The following is a 21,941-nucleotide window of genomic DNA, read 5'->3' on the forward strand; positions in this document are numbered from 1 at the left end:
AATCCTCTTACTCTGAGATCAATTTAGCGGTTATTCGCTTTTGCCAGCTGTAAGGCATGGCACCGATGAAACGCAATAGCGTTGTGAATCTTCGAGGGAAGTAAATATATTGTTTTCGAGCAGCAAGCCCCTTGCGTATGGCTCGCGATGCCTGCTGTACAGTTACCAACATCGGCATAGGAAATGTGTTTTTATCTGTCAAAGGCGTTTTCACGAAACCAGGAAATATTACTGACACACAAATGTTTTTACTGCCTAAACCAAGCTGAAGCGTTCTGCCCAGATAACTCACAGCGGCTTTAGATGCGCCATAAGCCTCTGCTCTAGGCAATGCCACTTCGCTGGCGATAGAACCCACCAAAGCCACCGTGTGACCAGCTTGAAAATGGTGTTGGCTTGCTTCTATGGCATTGGCAAGACCAACGACATTGATATCAAACACGCGCTTCATAAGCTGAGCGTCTACAACGCCGTCATCTATGTACTCACAATCACCAGCATTGAATATCCAAATATTCGGTGTGACTGCTAGATTCTCTAACACCTGTTTTGTGTTGGATAAGTCCGTTAAATCGAACTGAAGCGAAGTAATCAAGGTGGAGAAACAAACAAGCTCTTCAAGTACTTGTTTGTTTCTCCCACAAGCAATAACTTGATAGCCTTCTCGGGCGTAATCCTCGGCCAGTTGTTTGCCGATGCCAGACGTAGCGCCTGTGATTAAAACGCAAGTCATTGGCCTAGCCTCTGCTTAATCGTCTTTATAACCGACCCAAGCAGTGGAAGATTCTCATAAAGCATTTCGCCAAGGTCGAAGTAATCTCTGTGATATATGACTTTGCCATCTTTAAACTTCAGATGACTAACACCGTTGACTACAACCGTTTTACCTTTTTGTAGCTTGGGGTGCTCTAAAGACATAGACCAAGTCAAGAACCCGCTGTCGCCCGATTGCTGGTGCTCTTTGATGTCAAAGTCACAGCGCCTGACATTGGTGTAAAGGCTATCGAAATAGCTTTGCAAAGCTTGCCAGCCTTGAAGACGATGCGCTGAATCTTCAAAGACAACGTCTTGATGATAAACATCATCTAAAAGATAGAGGTTGTTCTTACTTAGTTGCTGATATACGTGACCAACCGACTCGACGTTCATGTCTTCTCCAATTAGTTATACAAAATATTTTCATGTACAAGACATAATGAAGATTAGGCAACTTTTATGAGTTGTACAAATATAAATTTTGTAAAAGTTTAATTTGCAGAGTTGTACGGCGGTTAAATTAGAAGGGATCAAAAAAGGCTTGATATAAAATCAAGCCTTTTCGTTAAATCAAAAACTTATGAGTTGCGTAGGGCTGCGATACGCTTATCTAGTGGAGGATGGCTCATCAGCAATTCAGTCATTGAACGCTTACCATTAATACCAAATGCCATCATTGAGCCTTCAAGCTGAGATTCATGGCTGACTTTTAAGCGCTCCAAAGCTGCAATCATTTTGTGCTTACCAACAAGCTGTGCCGCACCTGCGTCAGCGTGGAATTCACGATGACGGCTGTACCACATAGTAATGAAGCTTGCTAGGAAGCCAAATACGAGTTCAAGAACGATGGATACGCCAAAGTAAACCATCATATTGCTACCACCTTCTTCGTCATCGTTAGATGAAACGATATTCGCAATGAAGCGGGATAGGAAAATGACGAACGTATTCACAACACCTTGCATTAGCGTCATAGTAACCATGTCACCATTTGCAATATGGCTCACTTCGTGAGCTAGCACTGCTTCGGCTTCATCTCGAGTCATATTGTGCAAAAGACCCGTTGAGACTGCGACCAATGAATCATTGCGCTTGGCACCTGTTGCAAATGCGTTAATGTCAGCCGAGTCATAAATAGCTACAGTTGGCATACCAATACCCACTTGCTCTGACTGTCGACGAACCGTTTCCAACAACCAGTGCTCAGTCTCATTACGAGGACTTTCGATCACCATGCCACCTACAGAGCGCAGCGCCATACCTTTCGACATCATCAATGAAATGAATGAACCACCAAAACCAAACACCGCCGCCATAATAAGCAGACCAGACAAACTGCCAGGCTGCATACCTGTAACAGCATAAACAATATTTAGAACAACACTTAGGACCAGAACAACGGCCAAGTTCGTTGCCAAAAATAACATTACTCGCTTCATTACTTTTCTCCGAAACAGGAAGCTTAATTATTTGCCTTGGCAATACGAATTTTGCACTTAGGCTTTATATCTAACTCATAGATATAGTCTATCCCTTTTAAATACAAGGGATAGATGCAAATTGAAACATTTGTTTTCTTAACTGCAAAAATTGTGAAAACTTTCAGTAAGAATTCACACCAACAATGCAGAATGTCCGATATATTAATCAACAGTAGTAGCATTAGACTTTGGTCTTATTGTACCTAGACTAAAGCGTGCTAGATTGTACTCAGATTAAAATATCCATGTGTGAAAAGGACAGAATCATGGTTGAAACTAACAACTATCAAATGGCTATTGACCTACTATGCTGCCACCTTGGTATTTCAGAGGAAGAAGCAAAGCAGCAACTTGGTATTTCTTCAGAGCAACAAGCACAAAAACGTATCTCTGATACCCAGCAAGCGCTCATGGGTCTAAACCAAGATAAGTAAGTGTCAGATTATAAATACAATAAAGGCTGCCATATGGCAGCCTTTATGTTTTAGGTCACGAGGAAAAATCAACTATCAATTAGCGTGGACACATCAATATATTTCGCTAGATCTTTTTGTTTAACGCTTGGTACGTAAGGAATCTCACCCAGCTTTGGCGCACCAATTTTTTGTTCCAGCATTTCAATGATTTCTGCGTAATGTTCTGTGCCAGGGTTGACTCTGTTTGCAACCCAACCAATCACTTCCAACCCATCCGCCTTAATCGCATCGACAGTCAACATTGCATGGCTTAAGCACCCCAATTTGATACCAACAACTAGCACCACAGGCAATTTCTCTTGCTGTACCCAGCTAGACAGGCATTTAGATTCCGTGACCGGCACTCGCCAGCCCCCAGCCCCTTCGACCAGAACCACATCCGCTTTATCTTTATGCTCCGCTAATTTTTCACTCAACACGGAGTACTGAATTTCAATACCTTCACGCTGAGCGGCTATATGCGGTGAAGCTGGCAACTCCAAAGCGTATGGATTGACCTGATCATAGTCAACGTCAAGTGTGGAGGCTTTTTGCAGATACAAAGCATCTGAATTTCGGTAGCCTTCGCTTGTTTTCTCACTACCCGCTGCAACGGGCTTGTAGCCAATTGTTTTTAAGTCCTTTAGCGCAAGCGCGTTAAGAATTGCTTTTGAAGCAACTGTTTTACCAACATCGGTATCCGTACCAGCAATAAAAAATGCATCAATCATAGATGAATAACCCCTAAACAAACCTGATAAGTTGCAGGTAGAAGACCTTGATGGTTTTTAAACGTTTGGTATGCACGCTCAACCTCGATTAGTGTGCGACGGCTCGTTAACCCATGTGAACGCCCGCTTACATGATTAGCTCCAATGCCCTTCAGATCGCGCATCAAAGAAAATGCAGTGTCGTACCAAACCTTCATGGTAGGCAAGTCTAGATGATGACTCTGGCAACCAGATTGAGCTAACGCAATTTTTACCTGATTGGTGCTGATAAAGTCGTTGACGTGTTGATATGCGTCAATTTGGCGCCAAGCACATTTCAGCTCTTCCAATGATCCCTCGAGCAAGGTAGAAAAATACACTTGGCCCGCTGGTTTAACAACTCTACGCATTTCTCTCAAGGGGCGTGACAAGTCTTGACACCACTGCAATGCTAAACTTGAGAATACATAGTCAACAGAAGCAGTTGGAAGCGGCAAAGCTTCAGCATCTCCAAGCTGGTAGCGCATGCCTGCAGAGCCACACCTTTCCTCAGCCTTATTCAACATCTGCTGTGAGAGATCGCAGCAGATGACCAACGCACCACGTTGGCGTAGTTTTTCTGAAAAATACCCTGTCCCACAGCCAAGATCGAGGACCGTTTTATTACTTAAATCTTCAGGTAACTGAATCAGTAACCGTTCCCCTACCATTCTTTGAAAAGCAGCATGAGAATCATAAGTATTGGCTGCTTTACCAAACGCTTCTGCAATGGCGGTTTTATCTTGAGACCAAGACTCCTGCATCGAAATAGCGTGTTCCATCAATGCACCTTTTCCATTGAAACTTCTATGCTTTTCGCGAGTTTTTTAATTTGCATCACCGAATGATTCGCCGAGAGCGTCACTCTTAACCTTGCGGAGTTATTAGGAACCGTCGGCGGACGAATCGCCGTTAGCCAAAAACCCGCACACTTTAAGTCATTCGCTACTTCCACTGCAGCGCCACTTTTCCCAATCAACAAGGGTTTAATAGGTGTTGAGGTCTCTACATAACCGTCAAACGAAGAAAAGTGCTGGGCATATTCACCCTGCAGCTCCGAAAGCTTTTCTCGTCGCCAATGCTGAGTTTGAACCATAGTGATCGCATGAGTTAATGCATAAGCTTGTGAAGGCGGCATAGCCGTTGAGTAAACGTGATGTCTAGCAAACTGCGTTAAATACTCACCCAATGCCTTACTACACATAATCGCTGCTCCTGACAAACCCAGAGCTTTGCCGAACGTCACTATCAGCACATCAGGTTTAACGTTCGCTACGTCACAACTCCCTCGACCGTCGCTGCCCAGAACGCCAATGCCATGCGCGTCATCAACGGCAAGCCAAGACTTATTTTCAGTGACAGCATGAATATCGGCTAACGGTGCGAGATCACCATCCATGCTAAACACTCCTTCGGTCACTACTAACGCGCTTTGCTTCATGATTACCTTCAAATGTTCAGCATCATTGTGGTGAAAGCGTTTCATCGTCGCAGGAGAAAGCATGCCAGCCTCCATTAAAGAGGCATGATTTAATTTGTCTTGGATAAGCAGGTCATCTTTTTCCAACAAGCTAAAAAGCAACGCCTGATTGGCAGAAAACCCGGAGCTAAACAATATCGCTTGCTCAAAACCAAGCCAATCACATAGCGCGGCTTGTAGATCTGAGTGCGCTTTTGAGTACCCTGTAACCAGAGGAGATGCACCACTTCCGTTGCCATACAGATTCAAGCCCTTTTGCCAAGCATTTGACAGCTCTTTGTCTGTTGCGAGACCTAAGTAATCGTTGCTGGAGAAATTGGTAAACAGACTGTCTCCATGCGTTAGCGTCGTGCTATTACCTGCTCCAACCATGCGCATACTGCGCTCAAGCCCCTGACGTTTTCTTTCGTTCAGGGCTCGATCAATGCGTTCACTAAACACTGGCATCGTAAAACAGATCATCCTTGGCTGGACGTGCAGCAACACGCTCTACCACACGATCAAGCAGATCATTTTCCTCAATTTCATCTGGTCGCTGGGACACTTCTTGGCTATTGATACCCAGTTTATTAAACAACTGCATATCTTTGTCTTCGGAAGGGTTAGGTGTAGTCAGCAATTTGCATCCGTAGAACACTGAGTTAGCACCTGCCATAAAGCACAGCGCCTGCATCTGCTCGTTCATATCTTCACGGCCAGCAGATAAACGTACTGCTGACTTAGGCATCAAAATACGTGCGATCGCTATAAGACGAATAAAATCGAATGGCTCAACATCATCGACTTCTTCAAGCGGTGTCCCTTTGACTTTCACTAACATGTTGATAGGAACGCTCTCAGGGTGAGTCGGTAAGTTTGCTAGCTCAACTAGCAGACCAGCACGATCATTGGCACTTTCCCCCATACCAATAATCCCGCCAGAACAGATTTTCATACCGGCATCACGTACGTGAGATAAGGTATCTAGACGATCTTGGTATGTACGTGTGGTAATAATACTGCCGTAGAACTCAGGAGAAGTATCAAGGTTGTGGTTGTAATAATCCAAGCCTGCATCAGCCAGCTCAGAGGCCTGTTCAGGTGTGAGCATGCCGAGAGTCATGCAGGTCTCAAGCCCCATCCCCTTCACGCCCTTAATCATTTCTGTCAGGTGGGGCATGTCACGAGCCTTAGGATTCTTCCAAGCTGCTCCCATGCAAAAACGAGTAGACCCAGCACTTTTGGCTTTTTGGGCTGCATCAAGCACGCGCTCAACTTCCATCAAACGTTCTTTTTCAACATCTGTCTGATAACGAGCACTCTGCGGGCAATACTTACAATCTTCAGGGCAGGCGCCAGTTTTAATTGAGAGCAATGTACTGACTTGTACGTGGTTGTGTTGCTGATAGTGACGGTGAACTAGCTGCGCTTCAAAAAGAAGATCCATAAACGGCTTCGCCATTAATTCGCGAACTTCGGCTACCGTCCAGTTGTGACGTACTTCCACGTGTATTCCTTACTATTATTGTTAGTTTCTTGACTTGGCTAGTCTACTGACGCGATGTAAACTGTCAACACCATTAGATTTATAAAGTTTACATATGGTCATTTAATGACCATTCATCATTAAGGAAATATTGATGGATCTCGACTTTGACCGCCGCCATATCTGGCATCCCTATACATCAACGCTAACACCTCTGACCTGCTATCCAGTCACCTCAGCGAATGGTGTTTACATAAAGCTTGAAGGTGGGAAAGAATTGATAGACGGCATGTCTTCTTGGTGGTCGGCGATTCACGGCTACAACCACCCTGCTCTAAATAACGCGGCTCAAGAACAAATAAGCAAGATGTCGCACGTCATGTTTGGCGGCATAACTCACGAGCCAGCAATTAATTTATGCAAGAAGCTGCTTTCTCTCGCGCCCAATAATCTCGAACATGTATTTTTAGCTGACTCTGGTTCGGTAGCCGTCGAAGTAAGTCTAAAAATGGCACTTCAGTACTGGCACGCGAAAGGTGAGAAACGACCTAAGTTCTTAACTCTTAGGGACGGCTATCATGGTGATACCTTCGCTGCAATGTCAGTGACGGATCCAGATAACTCAATGCATTCGCTATACAAAGGCTTTCTTCCGGAACACATATTCGCACACTCCCCGAAAATCGGTTTTCACCAGGAGTGGGATGAAGCTGATCTGAATGATTTCAAATCTAAGTTAGAAGCTCATCACACTGAGATCGCGGCCGTAATTCTAGAACCCATTGTCCAAGGTGCTGGTGGCATGCGGATTTATCATCCGAGCTTTCTTAAAGGTGTGAGAAAACTATGTGACCAATTTGGTGTACTGTTGATTCTCGATGAAATCGCAACGGGGTTTGGCCGTACAGGGAAGATGTTCGCCTGTGAACACTCAGATGTAGAACCCGATATTCTGTGCGTAGGCAAAGCGCTGACAGGCGGGTACATGACACTGTCAGCCACTCTCGCATCAAAAGACGTCGCTGACACTGTATGTGGAGGTGAAGCAGGCTGTTTTATGCATGGCCCTACCTTTATGGGCAACCCGCTTGCTTGCGCAGTGGCAACAGCCAGTTTAGAGCTTTTAGAGCAAGGAGACTGGCAACATCAGACACTTCAAATTGAAAATGCGTTTTCAGAATTGCTGCCTAGATTAAAGCAATATGACTTAGTCGCCGATGCGAGGTGGTTAGGTGCAATTGGAGTCGTTGAGACAACTAAACCAGTCAATATGGAAAAGATACAACAACTATTTGTTGAGCAAGGCGTATGGATTCGACCTTTCGGTAAACTCATCTATATGATGCCACCGTTTATTAGTGAGCCCGATCATATAGAAAAGCTTGTTGGAGCAATTGAAAATGCTTTGAGTAATGAGCTTTGCTTCATTGGAACATAAAAATATATAATTTTTTAAGAATCTAGAGGAGGTTGTCTGCTTTGTGAGCTCCTCCTTTTTTAAGCCGTTCTATATAAGGAAAAAGCCAGTCACAAAGACTGGCTTCAATATCTAGACTAACTTAAAGTTAGATTAGAAGTAGTAGTACGCAGCAGCAAATACGTAAGTTTGCTCTTCGTTATCAAACTTCTCTTCTAGGTCACGTTTGATATCTACGCCCATGTCGAACTTGTCGCTAACTGTGTACATAGCAGCAACGTTGAAGTAGCTGTAATCTACATCTGCAACAGTAGTGTTCTGAGAATCTGTAGTTTGATCTGCGTAACCTGCAGCTAGTGTTAGCTTAGGAGTAACAGGGTAAGCTGTAGATAGGTAGAAACCAGTTGTTTCTGAACCAGACTTAGCATCGTTCTCAGAGTCATTGATCCAGAAGTTAGCACCTAGTTTCAGGTCAGAAATAGTTACATTACCTGATAGAGAAGTAACTTCGTATTCCTCGCCGTTATCTTTGTCACGAGTTTCGTAACCAGCGTAGATATTGAATGTTTCTTGCTCAACACCAACGTAACCGTTGTAAGTTGATTCAGCCGCATCACGATCGTCGCTAGAGTCAGAAGCAGAGATACCGTATGCAAAACCAGAAGTTGAACCTTGGAACTTGAATACGTTGAAGTCATCAGACGTATCGCCTGCACTTGAACCAAATTCGTAAGTGAAGTCGCCAGCACCGTCTACTTTATCTAGAGCAGTATCGTTTTCCCAACCAAACGATAGTACACCGTAGCCAGTATCAAAACCTAACCAAGCTTTATCTACGTCAGTACCAGGACCTGAAGTTACTGGATCACCGTAAACTGCGCTAACTCGGTCATTATCGCTCTCTGAGGAGTTAAAGTTCATTTCTAGGTCGACTTCTACATAACCTAGTAGTCGGTTGTTTTGGTAGTTTACAGCAACTGTAAGAGCCGTAACCCAGTCATCGTAGAATGCTTCTGAGTACGTATCGTAGTAGCCACCAACACCCCAAGAACCAGAAACAGAGAACTGGTCTTTGTGCATTGGGTCAAACTCGAAAGTTGGTTTTGAATTTTGAGAGCTGTCGTTTGCTGCAAATGCTGATGCAGACATACTAGCGATTGCAAGAGCTACTAGAGTCTTTTTCATAATAATCCACTGCCTTTTCTATAGAATGGGGAAATCCTTATCCGGTTCCCTTTATGTTTTTTGATGACAACTCTGAACTCTAACTGGTCAGATGTTGTCGCCACTAAAATTCGGGGTCTAGATTGCAAAAGATTGAGCTACCTGTCAAATGACCTAAATAAAACAAATCAAAAAACATAAAACACTTTAAATACATATAGTTACATATATATAGAATGTTTTTTCGAGCAAGTTCTAATCAAATTAAGTAAATTATCATCAAAAAGGAAATTGCAGTTTTGCGATATTTTAAACCAATCAAAGTAAACACATGGTTAACAGGCAGAATTTTCATCTGCATAAAAAACACTTATGAAGAGATATATTTTTAAATCTAAAAATACGCTCTAAGTTTATGAAGGTTCAGTTTTTTTTTGTGAAGGAGATCTAGATTTGATATGAAATGCTCTCATTTCGTGAACTACTTATCATTTAAAAAAATGTGGTAACATCGCCTTCACTAATTAAAGGCACCAGTATGACCACCAGTAAAATCCAGCAATCCATACGTACCAGTTATCAAAATTTACAATCTCAGCTGGATAACTTTGTACCTCGCAGAGCTCAAAACTATTTAGTCGCAGAAATCGCCAAATCCCTATGTGGTGAGTACCACAAATCAACTCGAATGATTGTCGCCGAAGCAGGGACTGGTATCGGTAAATCACTCTCATATTTGATGGCAGCGATCCCAGTGGCTTTGTTCAACAACCGAAAGGTGGTGATCTCAACAGCAACGGTCGCGCTGCAAGAACAGTTGATAAATAAAGACCTCCCTTTGTATAGAAGACTGATCGACAGAGAATTTTCTTTCATACTGGCCAAAGGCAGACAACGCTATTGTTGTGCAGAAAAACTTGCCGCTGCATGTGGAGCAGATGGTGGTCAAATGGCGATGTTTGACAACAAACCAAAGCGCAAAGACATCGAGCAGCTTGAGCTGATGTATCAAAAGCTTGCGCAAAACAAATGGGATGGTGACAGGGATTCTTGGCCAAAGCCGATCTCCGATGAAATTTGGCAATCCATCGTCAGCGACAAACACAGCTGTAACAACAGCATGCCCGTTCATCGTGACTGCCCTTTCCAAAAAGCGCGTTCAGAGCTAGATAAAACGGATGTCATCATTGCCAACCATAGCTTAGTTATGGCCGATGCCGATCTCGGTGGTGGGGTCATTCTCCCTGAACCAGAGAATACTATTTATGTTTTTGATGAAGCTCATCACCTCCCACATGTTGCACGAGACCACTCCTCAGCTGCAGCGAGTTTAAAAGGCGCGGCAAGTTGGCTCGAGCGTTTGAATCAGTCTGTAACTAAGTTTGCCAATCTGGCAGATGAAAAACGCGTAGGCCGCTTTCGCAATGAATTGCAAGACGCAGTTCAACAATTGATTCCTTCACTGACTCAACTTGCGAGTCGTTTTAATGCTGACCAATTTGAAGATGGCTGTTATCGGTTTGAGAAAGGTGAGTTACCCACATGGTTAGAAGAAGAGTCTAAACAATTAAAGATTGTCACCCAAAAAGGTGCGCAGTCTGTTGCAAAGATTGCAGATCTTATTGCTGAGCGAGTGAAAGATGGCGAGCTTGCTAACCGACTTGCCGAACCTGCTTTAGCCGAGCTTGGCTTTTACATTCAACGCATGGATAACCTTGCTCAAGTCTGGAACTTAATGGCTGAACCTCAACGAGAGAAAGGAGCCCCTCTAGCAAGATGGTTGGAAGTTGCACCTGAACGTGAGGGCGACTTTGTTGTTAATGTGTCACCGTTGGAAGTTGGGTGGCAATTGGATCAACAGCTTTGGAGCCGCTGTATTGGCGCGGTGCTTGTCTCTGCAACCATGCGAGCGCTTAACTCGTTTAGCTTCTTTTGTCGACAAGCCGGGATCAGCGAGAAGCCAGAAGACGGCGTGAGATTCTTGGCTTTGGCTTCTCCGTTCGATTATCAAAACCAAGCGGAGCTTAGAGTGCCTAAAATGGCTTATGAACCTCAAGCTCCTCAGTTTACCGATAGCTTAATTGAACGACTGCCAGAATTGATTGAAGAGAACAAAGCCAACTTGGTTTTGTTTTCATCCTACTGGCAAATGAATCAAGTCACGGACGCGTTATCGTCATACTTTATAAAAAAAGGTTGGTCACTACAGGTTCAAGGTAAAGAATCGCGCTCAGAGATTCTAAAAAAACATAAAACCTTAGTGCAATGTAAGAAAACCAGCATCTTATTTGGTACCGGAAGTTTTTCAGAAGGTCTTGATCTTCCTGGAGATTTACTTGAAAACCTAATCATTACCAAGATACCATTTGCCGTCCCCACGTCACCAGTGGAACAAGCTCACGCAGAGTATATTGAGAGCAAAGGTGGAAACCCATTTATGCAAATCACAGTACCTGAAGCGAGCAAAAAAATGATTCAATCTGTCGGCCGTCTGCTGCGAAAAGAGCGAGATTCTGGTACAGTCATCATCCTTGATCGTCGTATCGTTACTAAGCGATATGGCAAGGCTCTACTCGACTCACTGCCACCATTTAAACGTGTCATCGAATAACTAGAATATAAGAAACTGTATGGAACTTTTTGAACCAACAATGTTGTTGGTGTTAGCGCTGGTTGCTTTTGTGGCAGGTTTTATCGATGCCGTAGCTGGCGGTGGCGGTATGCTTACCGTACCTGCTCTGCTTTCCCTTGGCTTACCACCACATATCGCGTTAGGTACCAATAAGCTGGCAGCTACGTTCGCGTCATCAACAGCAGCGTTTACTTATTATAAAAAGCGACTGTTCAAGCCTCATTGCTGGGGTCGAGCGTTTATCGCGACTTTAATTGGTGCAACGCTTGGGACCCTAGTTGTCGATCTAATTAGTACCGAATGGCTGGAGAAGATTCTCCCTATCATCATTCTGCTGGCCGCGATTTACACCATCTGGCACAAAACACCACAATCAAACAGTAATGAGATGCCACAACCTTGCCCTAAATTTAATAAAAAACAATATATTCAAGGGTTCAGTATCGGCTTCTATGATGGCGTTGCAGGCCCAGGGACAGGCGCATTTTGGACTGTCAGTTCAATGGCACTGTATCGATTGAACATTTTGCTGGCGTCGGGCTTATCGAAAGCGATGAACTTTACCAGTAACTTCACCTCGCTGATCACGTTCGCCATCCTGGGTCACATTGATTGGGTGTTGGGGCTGACTATGGGTGTTTGCCTAATGGCAGGCGCCTTTGTAGGTGCTCATTCGGCAATACGATTCGGTGCTAAGTTTATCCGCCCTGTATTTGTTACCGTTGTAAGTATCCTTGCCGTTAAACTTGCTTATGAAGCGTGGTTTGTGAATCTATGAAGCAATTTGGCCAGCTGTCATCTTTATTAGAACAATTGGAACAAGAAGCCACTCTGTTAGATAACCAAAGAGGCGAACATCAGCAAGCCCTTTTCGACCAAAAACTATTTCGCTGCCAATCCAAGCTTCTGACGCCTTACACTTATGAAGCACATGAAACACTCGACAAAATTCTCTGCGAACAATCATCAGGATCACTATCGCCTGACCAAGCAGAGTTTTTGTCTGAAAAACTGTTGTGCCAGATTAGCGCAATTAAACGAGAATTAGCTACAACAGCTCTCAGACAAAGCGAACCGACCGGCAAGTCATTCAGTCAACGCAACCTCAATGAACTTTACCAAAGCTTGGCTCAGCACCAACAATGGGAACAACGGCTTAAAACATTGGTGAAAAACAAGGAGCAAGAACATAAGCTCGCCACACCAAGAGATAAGTCTCTCGCCGCGCAAACTTTGCAGTCTGCTCAGCGTCGTTTGCAACGATGCCAGCACGCTAAAATTAAAATTGAAAAGCAAATTAGTTACAAAGAGCGAAACCAGTAATATGTCTTCAAACTCGTCCAATCTGGATCAAGCACCTGATGAAATAAAACTCGCAGTGGATCTCATCTATTTAATTGAAAGCAATGAGATAGATCCCGAAGTAGCATTGGCGGCCATCAACATTGTTAAATCTGATTTGGAAAACAAATTGGAGAAGAAGTCATGAGCTATCCACTGAGTTTTGACATGGCTGAGTTTCTTGCTCAATACTGGCACAAGAAACCGACTGTGATTAAAGGCGGATTCAATGATTTCATTGACCCGATTTCTCCAGACGAGTTAGCAGGACTTGCCATGGAGGAAGAGGTAGATTCGCGCTACATTTCTAACATTGAAGGTAAGTGGTCAGCACAACACGGTCCTTTTGACGATTCTCTGTTTGAAAACCTGCCTGAGTCCCATTGGCAATTAGTGGTACAAGCTTGTAACCATTGGCACCTAGGTGCAGCCGAATTAATAGAGCCATTCAAACAGCTGCCCAACTGGTTATTTGACGACTTAATGGTGTGCTTTTCTGCCCCAGAAGGTGGAGTTGGCCCTCACATCGACCAATACGATGTTTTCATTATTCAAGGCAGTGGTAAACGACGCTGGCGTGTTGGCGATCTAGATAAAGGTCAGTATAAAGAGTCAATTCAAGCCGGAGCTTTGCGTCAGATTGAAGGCTTTGATGCCATCATTGATGAAGTATTGGAACCCGGTGACATATTGTACATCCCGCCAGGTTTCCCTCACGAAGGGAATACACTGGAACCGAGCATGAGTTACTCAATGGGCTTTCGCTCCCCTAAGGAGCAAGAACTGCTCAGTAATTTCGCTGACTATGTGCTAGCGAATGAAAAAGGTGATGTTCATCTGCATAACCCAGAAATGACTGCTCAGCATCAATACGGCGAGATACTCAACGCTGACTTAGATAAGCTGACAACCATGCTTCGATCTGCCCTGCAATCAGAATCTGATATCCGTGAATTTATGGGGGGTATGCTAAGCCAGTCTCGCCACCAGCTGGATATTGTTGAACCTGAAGAGCCGATTAATACTCTGGAAATCTACCACCACCTAGAATCACTAGGCAGTTTACGCAAAGTCTCTGGTTTACGTGCGCTGTACCATGAGAATGAATCTGCACATGTTTACATTAATGGTGATGCTTACCCAGCTGAATCACAGCATCTCGTCCACCTACTGTGTAGTCAAGAGTCGATTGAGATCGAACACATCGACGGCAAGTTATCTGACTCACAAATGCAGCTGCTTACAACACTGGTTAACCTTGGTTACTGGTACCTAGATTAGATAGCAAAAGGGCCTCATCAAGAGGCCCTTTACTTTTATACTTTAAACTGACTCACCAGTTGTTGCTGTCTTTCTGAGAGATTTCCGATTTGCGTGCTGACAGTTTCAGACTCCTCTGCTTGAGATAAGATCTGTGCGCTCAAGTCGCGGATGTTGCTGACACTCTGATTTACTTCCGCAGATACCGATTGCTGCTCTTCAGCGGCTTTCACGATCTGCGAGTTCATATCATTGATGGACGCAATCGCATCAAAGATATTGTTGAGCTGAGAAACCGCTCTTTCAACTTGTTGGGCGGAATCATTCGCTAAATCATTACCATCTTGGATCGCTTTAACCACATCCTGCGTCCCTTTCTGTACATCTTCGATCACCTGACGAATTTCACCGACTGACGATTGAGTGCGACTGGCTAGACTGCGAACTTCATCGGCAACTACAGCGAAACCACGTCCTTGATCACCTGCTCGCGCGGCTTCAATAGCAGCGTTCAAGGCCAGAAGATTCGTTTGCTCTGAAATGCCTTCAATAACCGTCAGTATCTCGGTGATGTTGGCATTATTTTTCGCTAACTCTTCAACGACAGGAACCGCAGCCGTCATTCTCTCTACTAGTCGGACCATCTCATCTTGAGATTGCTCAATAACCTTCTTACCTGAGTCTGCAGCGACGTTGGCTTTTTCAGCTTCACTCACTGCTATTTCCGCGTTTTGAACCACAAGGCCAGCAGTTTGTGTCATTTCTTCAGAAGCGGTTGCCACCAAATCGACTTCCTTAAACTGAGAATCACTGCTGGATCGAGTTTGCTGAGCTGCAATTCGAGACTGCTCTGTCGTCGTACCGATCTGCAACGTCGTTTCTACAACATCACTAATAATTGACTGAAGCTTATCAAGGAATTTATTAAATCCTGTGGCGAGCTGACCAATCTCATCTTGAGATTTCACATCCAAGCGTTGAGTTAAATCCCCTTCGCCAGATGCAATATCATCCAACCTCCCAACCACTTCACGAATTGGTTTAACCAAACGAGAAGCCATCACCGCGATGGTCACTAAACCGAAAATAACCAAAATCGAGCCAGCAAGTACTTCGGTTTTCACACTCGACTCCACTTGATGGCTGATGGTTTGATCGAGCATTTCTGCATCTGCCAACACGCTGCTTCTTGGCATATCAAATAAGACGCCCCAAGTTTGATTGGCAACCATAATAGGGGCAAATACGCTTAACCATTCACCATCACTACTCCACTGGGTTTGAACTTCCTGCCCGAACAGAAGATCGGTCAGCTGATCACTGGAAAGTGTCTTGCTGTTGAACGACTGCCCTATTGTACCCGAGGGATCATCACTGGCAATCAATGAACCATCCAAACTAATGATATTGACATTACCACTGCCGTTGAAAAGCTGACTGTCTGACTCGACAACAATACCTGTCATTGCATCAAGTCGAAGATCAATACCAAAGAAGCCAATCACAGTATCATCAATCATGATCGGAACAGATATAGAGGTAGCCAGAACCTGTCCACCAGCTTGGCTGATGAGTCTTGGAGTGCTGACGCATGAGTCGCCACTGGAAAGCGGACAAAAGAATCGCTCGCTGTTTTGAGTATCTTCCAGCACCGCTTCACTCAGCACATTAGACACAACATTTTCACCGTTTTGAGCGGTTACCCAGTAAGGTGCAAACTGCCCTCTTTCGTTCGAGCCTACGTACTCCGCATCAACATAGTTACTATCTTCACCATCTAGCATGTTAGGCCTGAAGACAAGATAAGCCCCCTGAATCGAATCAAAGCTCAGTACCGACTTGCGAACCATTTCATCCAAAGCCGTACGCAATTCCTCGCTGTCACCAAAATTTTCTTCCGTATTGGTTTTCAAAAACAGCGCATTGGACGCCAGCATTTCCGCTCGATATAAGGCTTCATTAAGATATTCAGCTACTTCAGTGGCATTCAGTAGTGCTCGTGTTTCAAGCAGTTGCTCAGACTTGTTGATCACAGACTCAGCACTTTGTGCCTTAATCTGTTGTTGGTTAGTCACTGCGTTGTAAACAGAAAATCCGATCAGGGATAAAGAAGTAATGAGCAGGCAGCAACCTGCAAGAAGGGTAATTTTCCATTGAACGGAAAGGGTTCGCATAGTACATCCTTATGAGCAAACTCATTCATATCGCATGAGAACGAAAACTAAATTCTACATTTCGAGACCAATTACAACATATTGCAATCAATTATCAATCGAAAGTTTACAGATATGTTAATACAAATACACCAACTGTTAACTTTAGGCGGTTACTAAAGAAAGTGGTAATATCTGGGGAAATTTCGATTCGTTGAATTATTTCAATAACAAGGAATAAAAATGAAAGTTATCAGCTTTAACATCAATGGTCTTCGCGCACGCTTGCATCAACTGCAAGCTGTCATCGATAAACATCAGCCAGACGTAATCGGTCTTCAAGAGATCAAAGTACATGATGAAGCCTTCCCTATCGAAGACGTTGAAGCTATGGGCTATAAAGTCTACTTCCATGGTCAGAAAGCACACTACGGTGTTGCCATGCTATGTAAGAAAGAACCGCTTTCTGTGCAGAAAGGCTTTCCTACTGACAATGAAGATCACCAGAAACGTATGATCATGGCGACGTTTGAAGACGACAATGGCGAGAAAGTCACCGTGCTCAACGGCTACTTTCCACAGGGTGACAACATCAGCCACGAAACCAAGTACCCGTACAAACGCCAGTTCTACAAAGACTTGATGACTTACCTTAATGATCACCACAACAACGACGAACAGCTTATCGTGATGGGTGACATTAATATAAGCCCAATTGATGCCGATATCGGTATTGGTGAACCTAACCGTAAGCGCTGGTTAAAGACGGGCAAATGTTCTTTCCAACCAGAAGAGCGCGAATGGTTGAAAACACTACTGGACTGGGGATTCGTGGATACTTTCCGTCAGCTCCACCCTGAGGTAGAGGATCGTTTCTCGTGGTTTGATTACCGCTCACGTGGTTTCGATGACAACCGTGGGCTGCGAATTGACGTTGTACTCGCGACACCAAAGCTCGCTGAGAAATGTATTGAATCAGATATCGACTACCAACTGCGTGGCATCGAAAAGCCATCAGATCACGCACCGATTTGGTCAACGTTTAAGTAAAATAAAAAATCCGGAGCCTAGGCTCCGGATTTTATTTCGAACTAAGTGCAATCAATTAGATAGCAATAAAGTCTGCTTTGTAGTCTGGGTTAACATCAGCGTCATAATCCACGCCTTCCGCACCAAAACCAAATAGCTTCAAGAACTCTTCTTTATACTCAACGTAGTCAGTTAGCTCTTTTAGATTCTCAGACGTGATTTGTGGCCACAAGTCACGACAGTGCTGTTGAATATCATCACGTAGTTCCCAGTCATCCAGACGTAGGCGGTTCTTGTCATCAACTTCAGGCGCAGAACCATCTTCTTTGTATAGACGCTGGCTGAACATGCGGAATATTTGCTCCATACAACCTTCGTGTACGCCTTCTTCACGCATTTTCTTAAACACCATTGCGATGTACAGTGGCATAACAGGAATCGCTGAACTCGCTTGAGTCACGACAGACTTCAATACCGCTACGTTAGCAGTTCCGCCTGTTGCAGAAAGCTTCTCGTTTAGAGCAGTCGCAGCACGGTCTAGGTCCATTTTCGCTTTACCTAGTGCACCATCCCAGTAGATTGGCCAAGTAAGCTCAGTACCGATGTAGCTGTATGCCACTGTCTTACAACCTTCAGCTAGAACGCCAGCTTCAGAAAGCGCGTTGATCCAAAGTTCCCAATCTTCGCCGCCCATTACCGTGACAGTGTCTTTGATTTCTTCTTCAGTAGCAGGTTCAACGCTTGCTTCGATAATGACATCTTTGTTGGTGTCTACGGCTGTTGAAGTGTAAGTCTCACCGATTGGCTTTAGAGACGAACGAATCACTTCGCCTGTTTCTGGCATTTTACGTACTGGAGAAGCCAGTGAGTAAACTACCATATCGATTTGGCCTAGATCTTCTTTGATTAGGTCGATTGTTTTTTGCTTCGCTTCGTTAGAGAAAGCGTCGCCATTCAGGCTCTTCGCGTAAAGACCTTCTTCACGTGCAAGCTTTTCGAATGCAACTGAGTTGTAGAAACCTGCTGTGCCTGGCTTTTTCTCTGTGCCTTCTTTTTCAAAGAACACACCGATAGTTGAAGCGCCGCCACCAAATGCCGCAGCGATACGAGAAGATAGACCGTAGCCACTTGAAGCACCAACAACAAGAACACGCTTAGGCGCGTTTTTGATTGGGCCTTGTGCTTTTGTGTAAGCAATTTGTTCTTTTACGTTAGCTTCACAACCCACAGGGTGCGTTGTAGTACAGATAAATCCACGAATTCTAGGTTTGATGATCATATTCAACTTCCTTTAAAAAACTTCGCTAGGATAAAAGGTTCAACGCCAGTTCGCATCTAATTTCTGTAAAAATGTCGGTAAAATGCAAGTGGTTGGAGCTCTTTCATACGAGTTTTAGATTTCGAGCAAAAAGAAAGGCACCCGTTAAGGTGCCTTTAATCAATATCGGTCAGCTAGCTCTAAGCCACGCTATCTAACTTCGGCTTTACCCGATCTTTACCTGTTCTCACTTCGCTAAAGTCGTGGCTAAAGTCATCGACTTGAATCGCTTTGTAGCGCAGCGCATCTGCTGCAACGATTTGGTCGACTTCGTCCTGAGTTAGCACATTGGCTTCTAGCGCTTGTGCCAGACGCTCTTTAAGTAGGCCTTTACGGGCAACTTTGCCCTCTTTAGCAGCACGCATCAGTTTACGTTCAAGGCTCTTCACACCATACATCGCAAGGAAGGCATTCTCCATTAGACCAACGCTATCATCCGCTTCTTTGCCAACATAACAAAGATGCGTCAGACGGTCTCGGTGCGCTCCTGGTGTCATCAAGCTTTCTGCCAATTTCACTGTCAGTTTGTCGCTTGGCTTAGCAAAGTGATTCCCTAATGGGAAGATCAACACTTTGAGTAGGCGGCCAACCGCTTTTTGCGGGTAGTTAGTAAACGCTTCTTGCAGTGATTTCGCGGCGTTATGCAAACAGTGTTGAACAGCGTAATGTACGTAATCAAGATCTTGCTGCTGACGCCCTTCGTCTTCGTATTTCTTAAGCGCCGCTGACCCCATGTAAAGGTAAGCCAGAACATCACCAAGGCGGGCAGAAATCATTTCTTTACGTTTCAGATCACCACCCAAGGTGGCCATCGCAATATCTGCACTCACTGCCAACGCACGACTTATACGTGTCAGATCTTTGTAGTAACCTTGAGTTGGGCCACTCATATCGGCTTTGATAAAGCGAGAGCCTGTAAGGGCTGCACCAAATGCGCCAAAAGTGTTCTTGGTCGCGTGAGCGATGTGTTTGAACAGCAAGTCATCAAACTCTTTAGCGCCTTGTTTCTCATCAGGATTGGCCGCTGCTTCCATCTCTTTCAATACGTATGGGTGACAGCGAGTCGCACCTTGACCAAAAATCATCAGGTTACGGGTCAGAATGTTTGCACCTTCCACCGTGATTGCTACCGGAATACCGAGGTAAGGCGACGCTAGATAGTTCATCGGACCATCCTGAATCGCTCGACCAGAATGAATATCCATTGAGTCATTGAGAATAGTACGCGCCATTTCCGTCATATGGTATTTGGCAATCGCAGTCACAATGCCTGGCTTCTCTTTAAGATCCAGAGACGTTGTTGTTAGAGTACGCGTCGCTTCAAGCAAGTAAGTCAGGCCACCGATTCGGCCCATCGCCTCAGCAACACCTTCAAACTTACCAATCGACATACCAAACTGTTTACGAACATAAGCGTAAGCGCCCGTAGTACGTGACGTTAGGTGACCAACTGCAGTACCTAGTGCCGGCAGAGAAATACCACGACCCGCAGAAAGACATTCCACCAACATACGCCAGCCTTTACCTGCGTAATCCTGACCACCGATCAGCCATTCCATCGGAATGAAAACGTCTTTCCCGCGCGTTGGACCATTCATAAACGCAAGACCTAATGGGTCATGACGTTCACCAATTTCAACCCCTTTGTGGGACGCTGGGATAAGCGCACAAGTAATGCCTAGCTCTTTCTTATCGCCCATCAAACCATCAGGATCGTACATCTTGAATGCAAGGCCAAGTACCGTTGCTACTGGTGCTAACGTAATGTAGCGCTTATTCCAGTTAAGGCGGATACCCAACACTTCTTTGCCTTCGTGTTCTCCATAACAAACGATGCCATCATCAGGGATACCACCAGCGTCAGAACCGGCTTCAGGGCCCGTTAGGGCAAAACATGGGATGTCGGTACCATCGGCTAAACGTGGCAACCAGTAATCTTTTTGTTCTTGAGTACCATAGTGAGAAAGTAGTTCACCTGGGCCTAAAGAGTTAGGTACCATCACACACACCGCTGCACTAATACTACGCGTTGCGATACGTGTCACGATGGTTGAGTTGGCTAGCGCAGAGAATTCTCGACCACCGTATTCTTTTGAAATGATGAGTGAGAAGAAACGCTCTTTACGTAGGTATTCCCAAACCTCAGGGGGTAGGTCACGGTCTTCTTTTACGATCTTATGATCGTCCAACATACCAAGTAGCGTTTCCAACTCGTTATCAACGAAGGACTGCTCTTCTGCGGTCAACGTTGGTGTTGGATACTTGTGTAGCCTAGAGAAGTCTGGGCGACCTGAAAACAGCTCCCCATCCCACCAAACGCTACCCGCTTCCATTGCTTCCTTCTCCGTGCTGGAAAGCGGTGGCAGTACTTTTTTAAACATTTTGAAAGCTGGGTCACTGACCCATTTTCTACGTAGAGAGCACATAATCAGATCCTTTTGTTCACAGTTGGTGGTCCAATTTATATTTGTTTTATGTTTCGATTTTTGTGTTACTCAGCCGCTACGCCTGCGGCTAAGTATGGAATAAGCTGATCGACAACAGATTTCGCGTCCATCTGCTTTCCGTATGCATTTTCTGCGATTTCTATTAACGCTTGGCTTGAAGCCATAGTGAATACACACGTACCCAGCGTGAAATGGAGTCGCCAAAATAATTCTTCCTGAGACAGCTTAGGATTCGCTTTCATCACTGACTGAGTAAACAGAGATAACGCATCCTGATAACGAGTGGTGATGAACCAACGTAAGTGGCCTTGTACATCGGTATAGCCACGGCCAATCAACAGCATAAAACGGCTGGTTCCATTCGGTCTGACATCGTTAAGTGCACGCAGTGGCCCTCTTAGCGATTCAAACACATCCGCCATTTCATAACTTTCATTAAGATTAAGATTGATCAACGCGTCTTGAACCGCTGGCATGAAAGCTTCCAAGTAACGGTTTAAAACCGCTCTAACCAGAGTTTTCTTGTCGCCAAAGTGATAGTTCACCGAAGCTAGGTTGACACCCGCTTTGCTGGTAATCGTGCGCAATGACGTGTCATTGAAACCATGTTCAGCAAACAGAGCTTCCGCAACATCTAGGATTTTCTCTTTGGTCGTATTTCTCATCGACATTTCAATCACTCGTATTAAACAACTGTTTGAAATATACAACCGAAACAATTAGCCAACAAGTTTTTAACATCACATTTTTAAAGATTGGTCCGACCAGAATGCAAGTTATGTGCTGTAAGCCTT

The 21,941-nt window shown here is 44.6% G+C and carries 20 protein-coding genes; 8 read left to right on the top strand and 12 right to left on the bottom strand.

Features of this window, described 5'->3' with window-relative positions; translation table 11 throughout:
• Positions 1 to 7 precede the first annotated feature (7 nt).
• From IX95_RS00385 to htpX, 3 genes are all read right to left on the bottom strand, one after another.
• Positions 8 to 733: an SDR family NAD(P)-dependent oxidoreductase gene (locus IX95_RS00385; RefSeq protein ID WP_038155945.1), complete on the bottom strand. Its 726-nt coding sequence runs from the start codon at positions 731 to 733 to the stop codon at positions 8 to 10.
• Positions 730 to 1,149, bottom strand: coding sequence for a nuclear transport factor 2 family protein (locus IX95_RS00390; RefSeq protein WP_038155948.1), 420 nt, complete (start codon positions 1,147 to 1,149; stop codon positions 730 to 732). The genes IX95_RS00385 and IX95_RS00390 overlap by 4 nt, the downstream gene beginning before the upstream one ends.
• A 185-nt stretch (positions 1,150 to 1,334) precedes the next feature.
• A complete protein-coding gene (htpX, locus tag IX95_RS00395) occupies positions 1,335 to 2,195 on the bottom strand; it encodes a protease HtpX (RefSeq protein WP_038155950.1) in 861 nt (286 codons plus the stop codon).
• A gap of 308 nt (positions 2,196 to 2,503) precedes the next feature.
• Between htpX and IX95_RS26590 the strand changes: the two genes are divergently transcribed.
• Positions 2,504 to 2,671 (top strand): hypothetical protein, encoded by a 168-nt coding sequence (locus tag IX95_RS26590; RefSeq protein WP_006962802.1) that lies wholly within the window; start codon positions 2,504 to 2,506, stop codon positions 2,669 to 2,671.
• Positions 2,672 to 2,739: 68 nt separating this feature from the next.
• Here IX95_RS26590 and bioD read toward each other — a convergent pair whose 3' ends face one another.
• The 4 genes from bioD to bioB are packed head-to-tail and all read right to left on the bottom strand — an operon-like array spanning position 2,740 to position 6,407.
• Complete coding sequence (bioD, locus tag IX95_RS00400) at positions 2,740 to 3,423, bottom strand: dethiobiotin synthase (protein ID WP_006962803.1); 684 nt, start codon at positions 3,421 to 3,423, stop codon at positions 2,740 to 2,742.
• Entirely contained in the window at positions 3,420 to 4,223 is an 804-nt protein-coding gene (gene bioC / locus IX95_RS00405) for a malonyl-ACP O-methyltransferase BioC (protein ID WP_038155951.1), read from the bottom strand. The genes bioD and bioC overlap by 4 nt, the downstream gene beginning before the upstream one ends.
• The gene (locus IX95_RS00410) at positions 4,223 to 5,368 is read right to left on the bottom strand and encodes an 8-amino-7-oxononanoate synthase (RefSeq protein ID WP_038155953.1); all 1,146 of its coding nucleotides are present in this window, start codon (positions 5,366 to 5,368) and stop codon (positions 4,223 to 4,225) included. The genes bioC and IX95_RS00410 overlap by 1 nt, the downstream gene beginning before the upstream one ends.
• Positions 5,355 to 6,407, bottom strand: a complete 1,053-nt coding sequence (gene bioB, locus IX95_RS00415) for a biotin synthase BioB (protein WP_021455031.1) — start codon at positions 6,405 to 6,407, stop codon at positions 5,355 to 5,357. The genes IX95_RS00410 and bioB overlap by 14 nt, the downstream gene beginning before the upstream one ends.
• Positions 6,408 to 6,540: 133 nt before the next feature.
• On the opposite strand from bioB, the gene bioA reads away from it, so the two are divergent.
• Complete coding sequence (gene bioA / locus IX95_RS00420) at positions 6,541 to 7,824, top strand: adenosylmethionine--8-amino-7-oxononanoate transaminase (protein ID WP_038155956.1); 1,284 nt, start codon at positions 6,541 to 6,543, stop codon at positions 7,822 to 7,824.
• 132 nt (positions 7,825 to 7,956) lie between these two features.
• On the opposite strand, the gene IX95_RS00425 is transcribed toward bioA, so the two are convergent.
• On the bottom strand, positions 7,957 to 8,988 hold the full coding sequence (locus IX95_RS00425) for a porin (protein ID WP_019275719.1): 1,032 nt from the start codon (positions 8,986 to 8,988) through the stop codon (positions 7,957 to 7,959).
• A gap of 517 nt (positions 8,989 to 9,505) precedes the next feature.
• On the opposite strand from IX95_RS00425, the gene dinG reads away from it, so the two are divergent.
• The 5 genes from dinG to IX95_RS00450 are packed head-to-tail and all read left to right on the top strand — an operon-like array spanning position 9,506 to position 14,221.
• Positions 9,506 to 11,578, top strand: a complete 2,073-nt coding sequence (gene dinG, locus IX95_RS00430) for an ATP-dependent DNA helicase DinG (protein WP_038155958.1) — start codon at positions 9,506 to 9,508, stop codon at positions 11,576 to 11,578.
• 19 nt (positions 11,579 to 11,597) lie between these two features.
• A complete protein-coding gene (locus IX95_RS00435; protein WP_006962810.1) occupies positions 11,598 to 12,377 on the top strand; it encodes a sulfite exporter TauE/SafE family protein in 780 nt (259 codons plus the stop codon).
• Entirely contained in the window at positions 12,374 to 12,922 is a 549-nt protein-coding gene (locus IX95_RS00440; protein WP_038155960.1) for a primosomal replication protein, read from the top strand. Before IX95_RS00435 ends, IX95_RS00440 begins: the two co-directional genes overlap by 4 nt.
• 1 nt (position 12,923) lies before the next feature.
• Positions 12,924 to 13,088 (top strand): pleiotropic regulatory protein RsmS, encoded by a 165-nt coding sequence (gene rsmS, locus IX95_RS00445; protein WP_006962812.1) that lies wholly within the window; start codon positions 12,924 to 12,926, stop codon positions 13,086 to 13,088.
• Positions 13,085 to 14,221: a cupin domain-containing protein gene (locus IX95_RS00450; RefSeq protein ID WP_038155962.1), complete on the top strand. Its 1,137-nt coding sequence runs from the start codon at positions 13,085 to 13,087 to the stop codon at positions 14,219 to 14,221. Before rsmS ends, IX95_RS00450 begins: the two co-directional genes overlap by 4 nt.
• 35 nt (positions 14,222 to 14,256) lie before the next feature.
• Here the strand turns inward: IX95_RS00450 and IX95_RS00455 are convergent, their stop codons facing one another.
• Positions 14,257 to 16,374, bottom strand: a complete 2,118-nt coding sequence (locus IX95_RS00455; RefSeq protein ID WP_038155964.1) for a methyl-accepting chemotaxis protein — start codon at positions 16,372 to 16,374, stop codon at positions 14,257 to 14,259.
• A 222-nt stretch (positions 16,375 to 16,596) separates the two neighbouring features.
• On the opposite strand from IX95_RS00455, the gene xthA reads away from it, so the two are divergent.
• Positions 16,597 to 17,403 carry an exodeoxyribonuclease III gene (gene xthA / locus IX95_RS00460; RefSeq protein ID WP_038155966.1) on the top strand — a complete coding sequence of 269 codons (807 nt, stop codon included), beginning with the start codon at positions 16,597 to 16,599 and terminating at the stop codon, positions 17,401 to 17,403.
• Between the two features lie 55 nt (positions 17,404 to 17,458).
• Here xthA and fabV read toward each other — a convergent pair whose 3' ends face one another.
• The 3 genes from fabV to IX95_RS00475 all read right to left on the bottom strand — a co-directional run bounded on the left by fabV (position 17,459) and on the right by IX95_RS00475 (position 21,818).
• Positions 17,459 to 18,661 (bottom strand): enoyl-ACP reductase FabV, encoded by a 1,203-nt coding sequence (gene fabV, locus IX95_RS00465; RefSeq protein WP_006962816.1) that lies wholly within the window; start codon positions 18,659 to 18,661, stop codon positions 17,459 to 17,461.
• A 179-nt stretch (positions 18,662 to 18,840) separates the two neighbouring features.
• Entirely contained in the window at positions 18,841 to 21,126 is a 2,286-nt protein-coding gene (locus IX95_RS00470; protein ID WP_038155968.1) for an acyl-CoA dehydrogenase, read from the bottom strand.
• 65 nt (positions 21,127 to 21,191) lie between these two features.
• Positions 21,192 to 21,818, bottom strand: a complete 627-nt coding sequence (locus tag IX95_RS00475) for a TetR/AcrR family transcriptional regulator (protein ID WP_031342166.1) — start codon at positions 21,816 to 21,818, stop codon at positions 21,192 to 21,194.
• Positions 21,819 to 21,941: the final 123 nt, after the last annotated feature.

This window comes from Vibrio sp. B183, from assembly GCF_000740665.1.
Taxonomy (GTDB): Bacteria; Pseudomonadota; Gammaproteobacteria; order Enterobacterales; family Vibrionaceae; genus Vibrio; species Vibrio coralliilyticus.

Excerpts from the sequence above, each read along its gene's own strand:
- IX95_RS00385 (WP_038155945.1), bottom strand. The coding sequence starts at position 733 with ATGACTTGCGTTTTAATCACAGGCGCTACGTCTGGCATCGGCAAACAA.
- IX95_RS00390 (WP_038155948.1), bottom strand. The coding sequence starts at position 1,149 with ATGAACGTCGAGTCGGTTGGTCACGTATATCAGCAACTAAGTAAGAAC.
- htpX (WP_038155950.1), bottom strand. The coding sequence starts at position 2,195 with ATGAAGCGAGTAATGTTATTTTTGGCAACGAACTTGGCCGTTGTTCTG.
- IX95_RS26590 (WP_006962802.1), top strand. The coding sequence starts at position 2,504 with ATGGTTGAAACTAACAACTATCAAATGGCTATTGACCTACTATGCTGC.
- bioD (WP_006962803.1), bottom strand. The coding sequence starts at position 3,423 with ATGATTGATGCATTTTTTATTGCTGGTACGGATACCGATGTTGGTAAA.
- bioC (WP_038155951.1), bottom strand. The coding sequence starts at position 4,223 with ATGGAACACGCTATTTCGATGCAGGAGTCTTGGTCTCAAGATAAAACC.
- IX95_RS00410 (WP_038155953.1), bottom strand. The coding sequence starts at position 5,368 with ATGCCAGTGTTTAGTGAACGCATTGATCGAGCCCTGAACGAAAGAAAA.
- bioA (WP_038155956.1), top strand. The coding sequence starts at position 6,541 with ATGGATCTCGACTTTGACCGCCGCCATATCTGGCATCCCTATACATCA.
- IX95_RS00425 (WP_019275719.1), bottom strand. The coding sequence starts at position 8,988 with ATGAAAAAGACTCTAGTAGCTCTTGCAATCGCTAGTATGTCTGCATCA.
- dinG (WP_038155958.1), top strand. The coding sequence starts at position 9,506 with ATGACCACCAGTAAAATCCAGCAATCCATACGTACCAGTTATCAAAAT.
- IX95_RS00435 (WP_006962810.1), top strand. The coding sequence starts at position 11,598 with ATGGAACTTTTTGAACCAACAATGTTGTTGGTGTTAGCGCTGGTTGCT.
- IX95_RS00440 (WP_038155960.1), top strand. The coding sequence starts at position 12,374 with ATGAAGCAATTTGGCCAGCTGTCATCTTTATTAGAACAATTGGAACAA.
- rsmS (WP_006962812.1), top strand. The coding sequence starts at position 12,924 with ATGTCTTCAAACTCGTCCAATCTGGATCAAGCACCTGATGAAATAAAA.
- IX95_RS00450 (WP_038155962.1), top strand. The coding sequence starts at position 13,085 with ATGAGCTATCCACTGAGTTTTGACATGGCTGAGTTTCTTGCTCAATAC.
- IX95_RS00455 (WP_038155964.1), bottom strand. The coding sequence starts at position 16,374 with ATGCGAACCCTTTCCGTTCAATGGAAAATTACCCTTCTTGCAGGTTGC.
- xthA (WP_038155966.1), top strand. The coding sequence starts at position 16,597 with ATGAAAGTTATCAGCTTTAACATCAATGGTCTTCGCGCACGCTTGCAT.
- fabV (WP_006962816.1), bottom strand. The coding sequence starts at position 18,661 with ATGATCATCAAACCTAGAATTCGTGGATTTATCTGTACTACAACGCAC.
- IX95_RS00470 (WP_038155968.1), bottom strand. The coding sequence starts at position 21,126 with ATGTGCTCTCTACGTAGAAAATGGGTCAGTGACCCAGCTTTCAAAATG.
- IX95_RS00475 (WP_031342166.1), bottom strand. The coding sequence starts at position 21,818 with ATGTCGATGAGAAATACGACCAAAGAGAAAATCCTAGATGTTGCGGAA.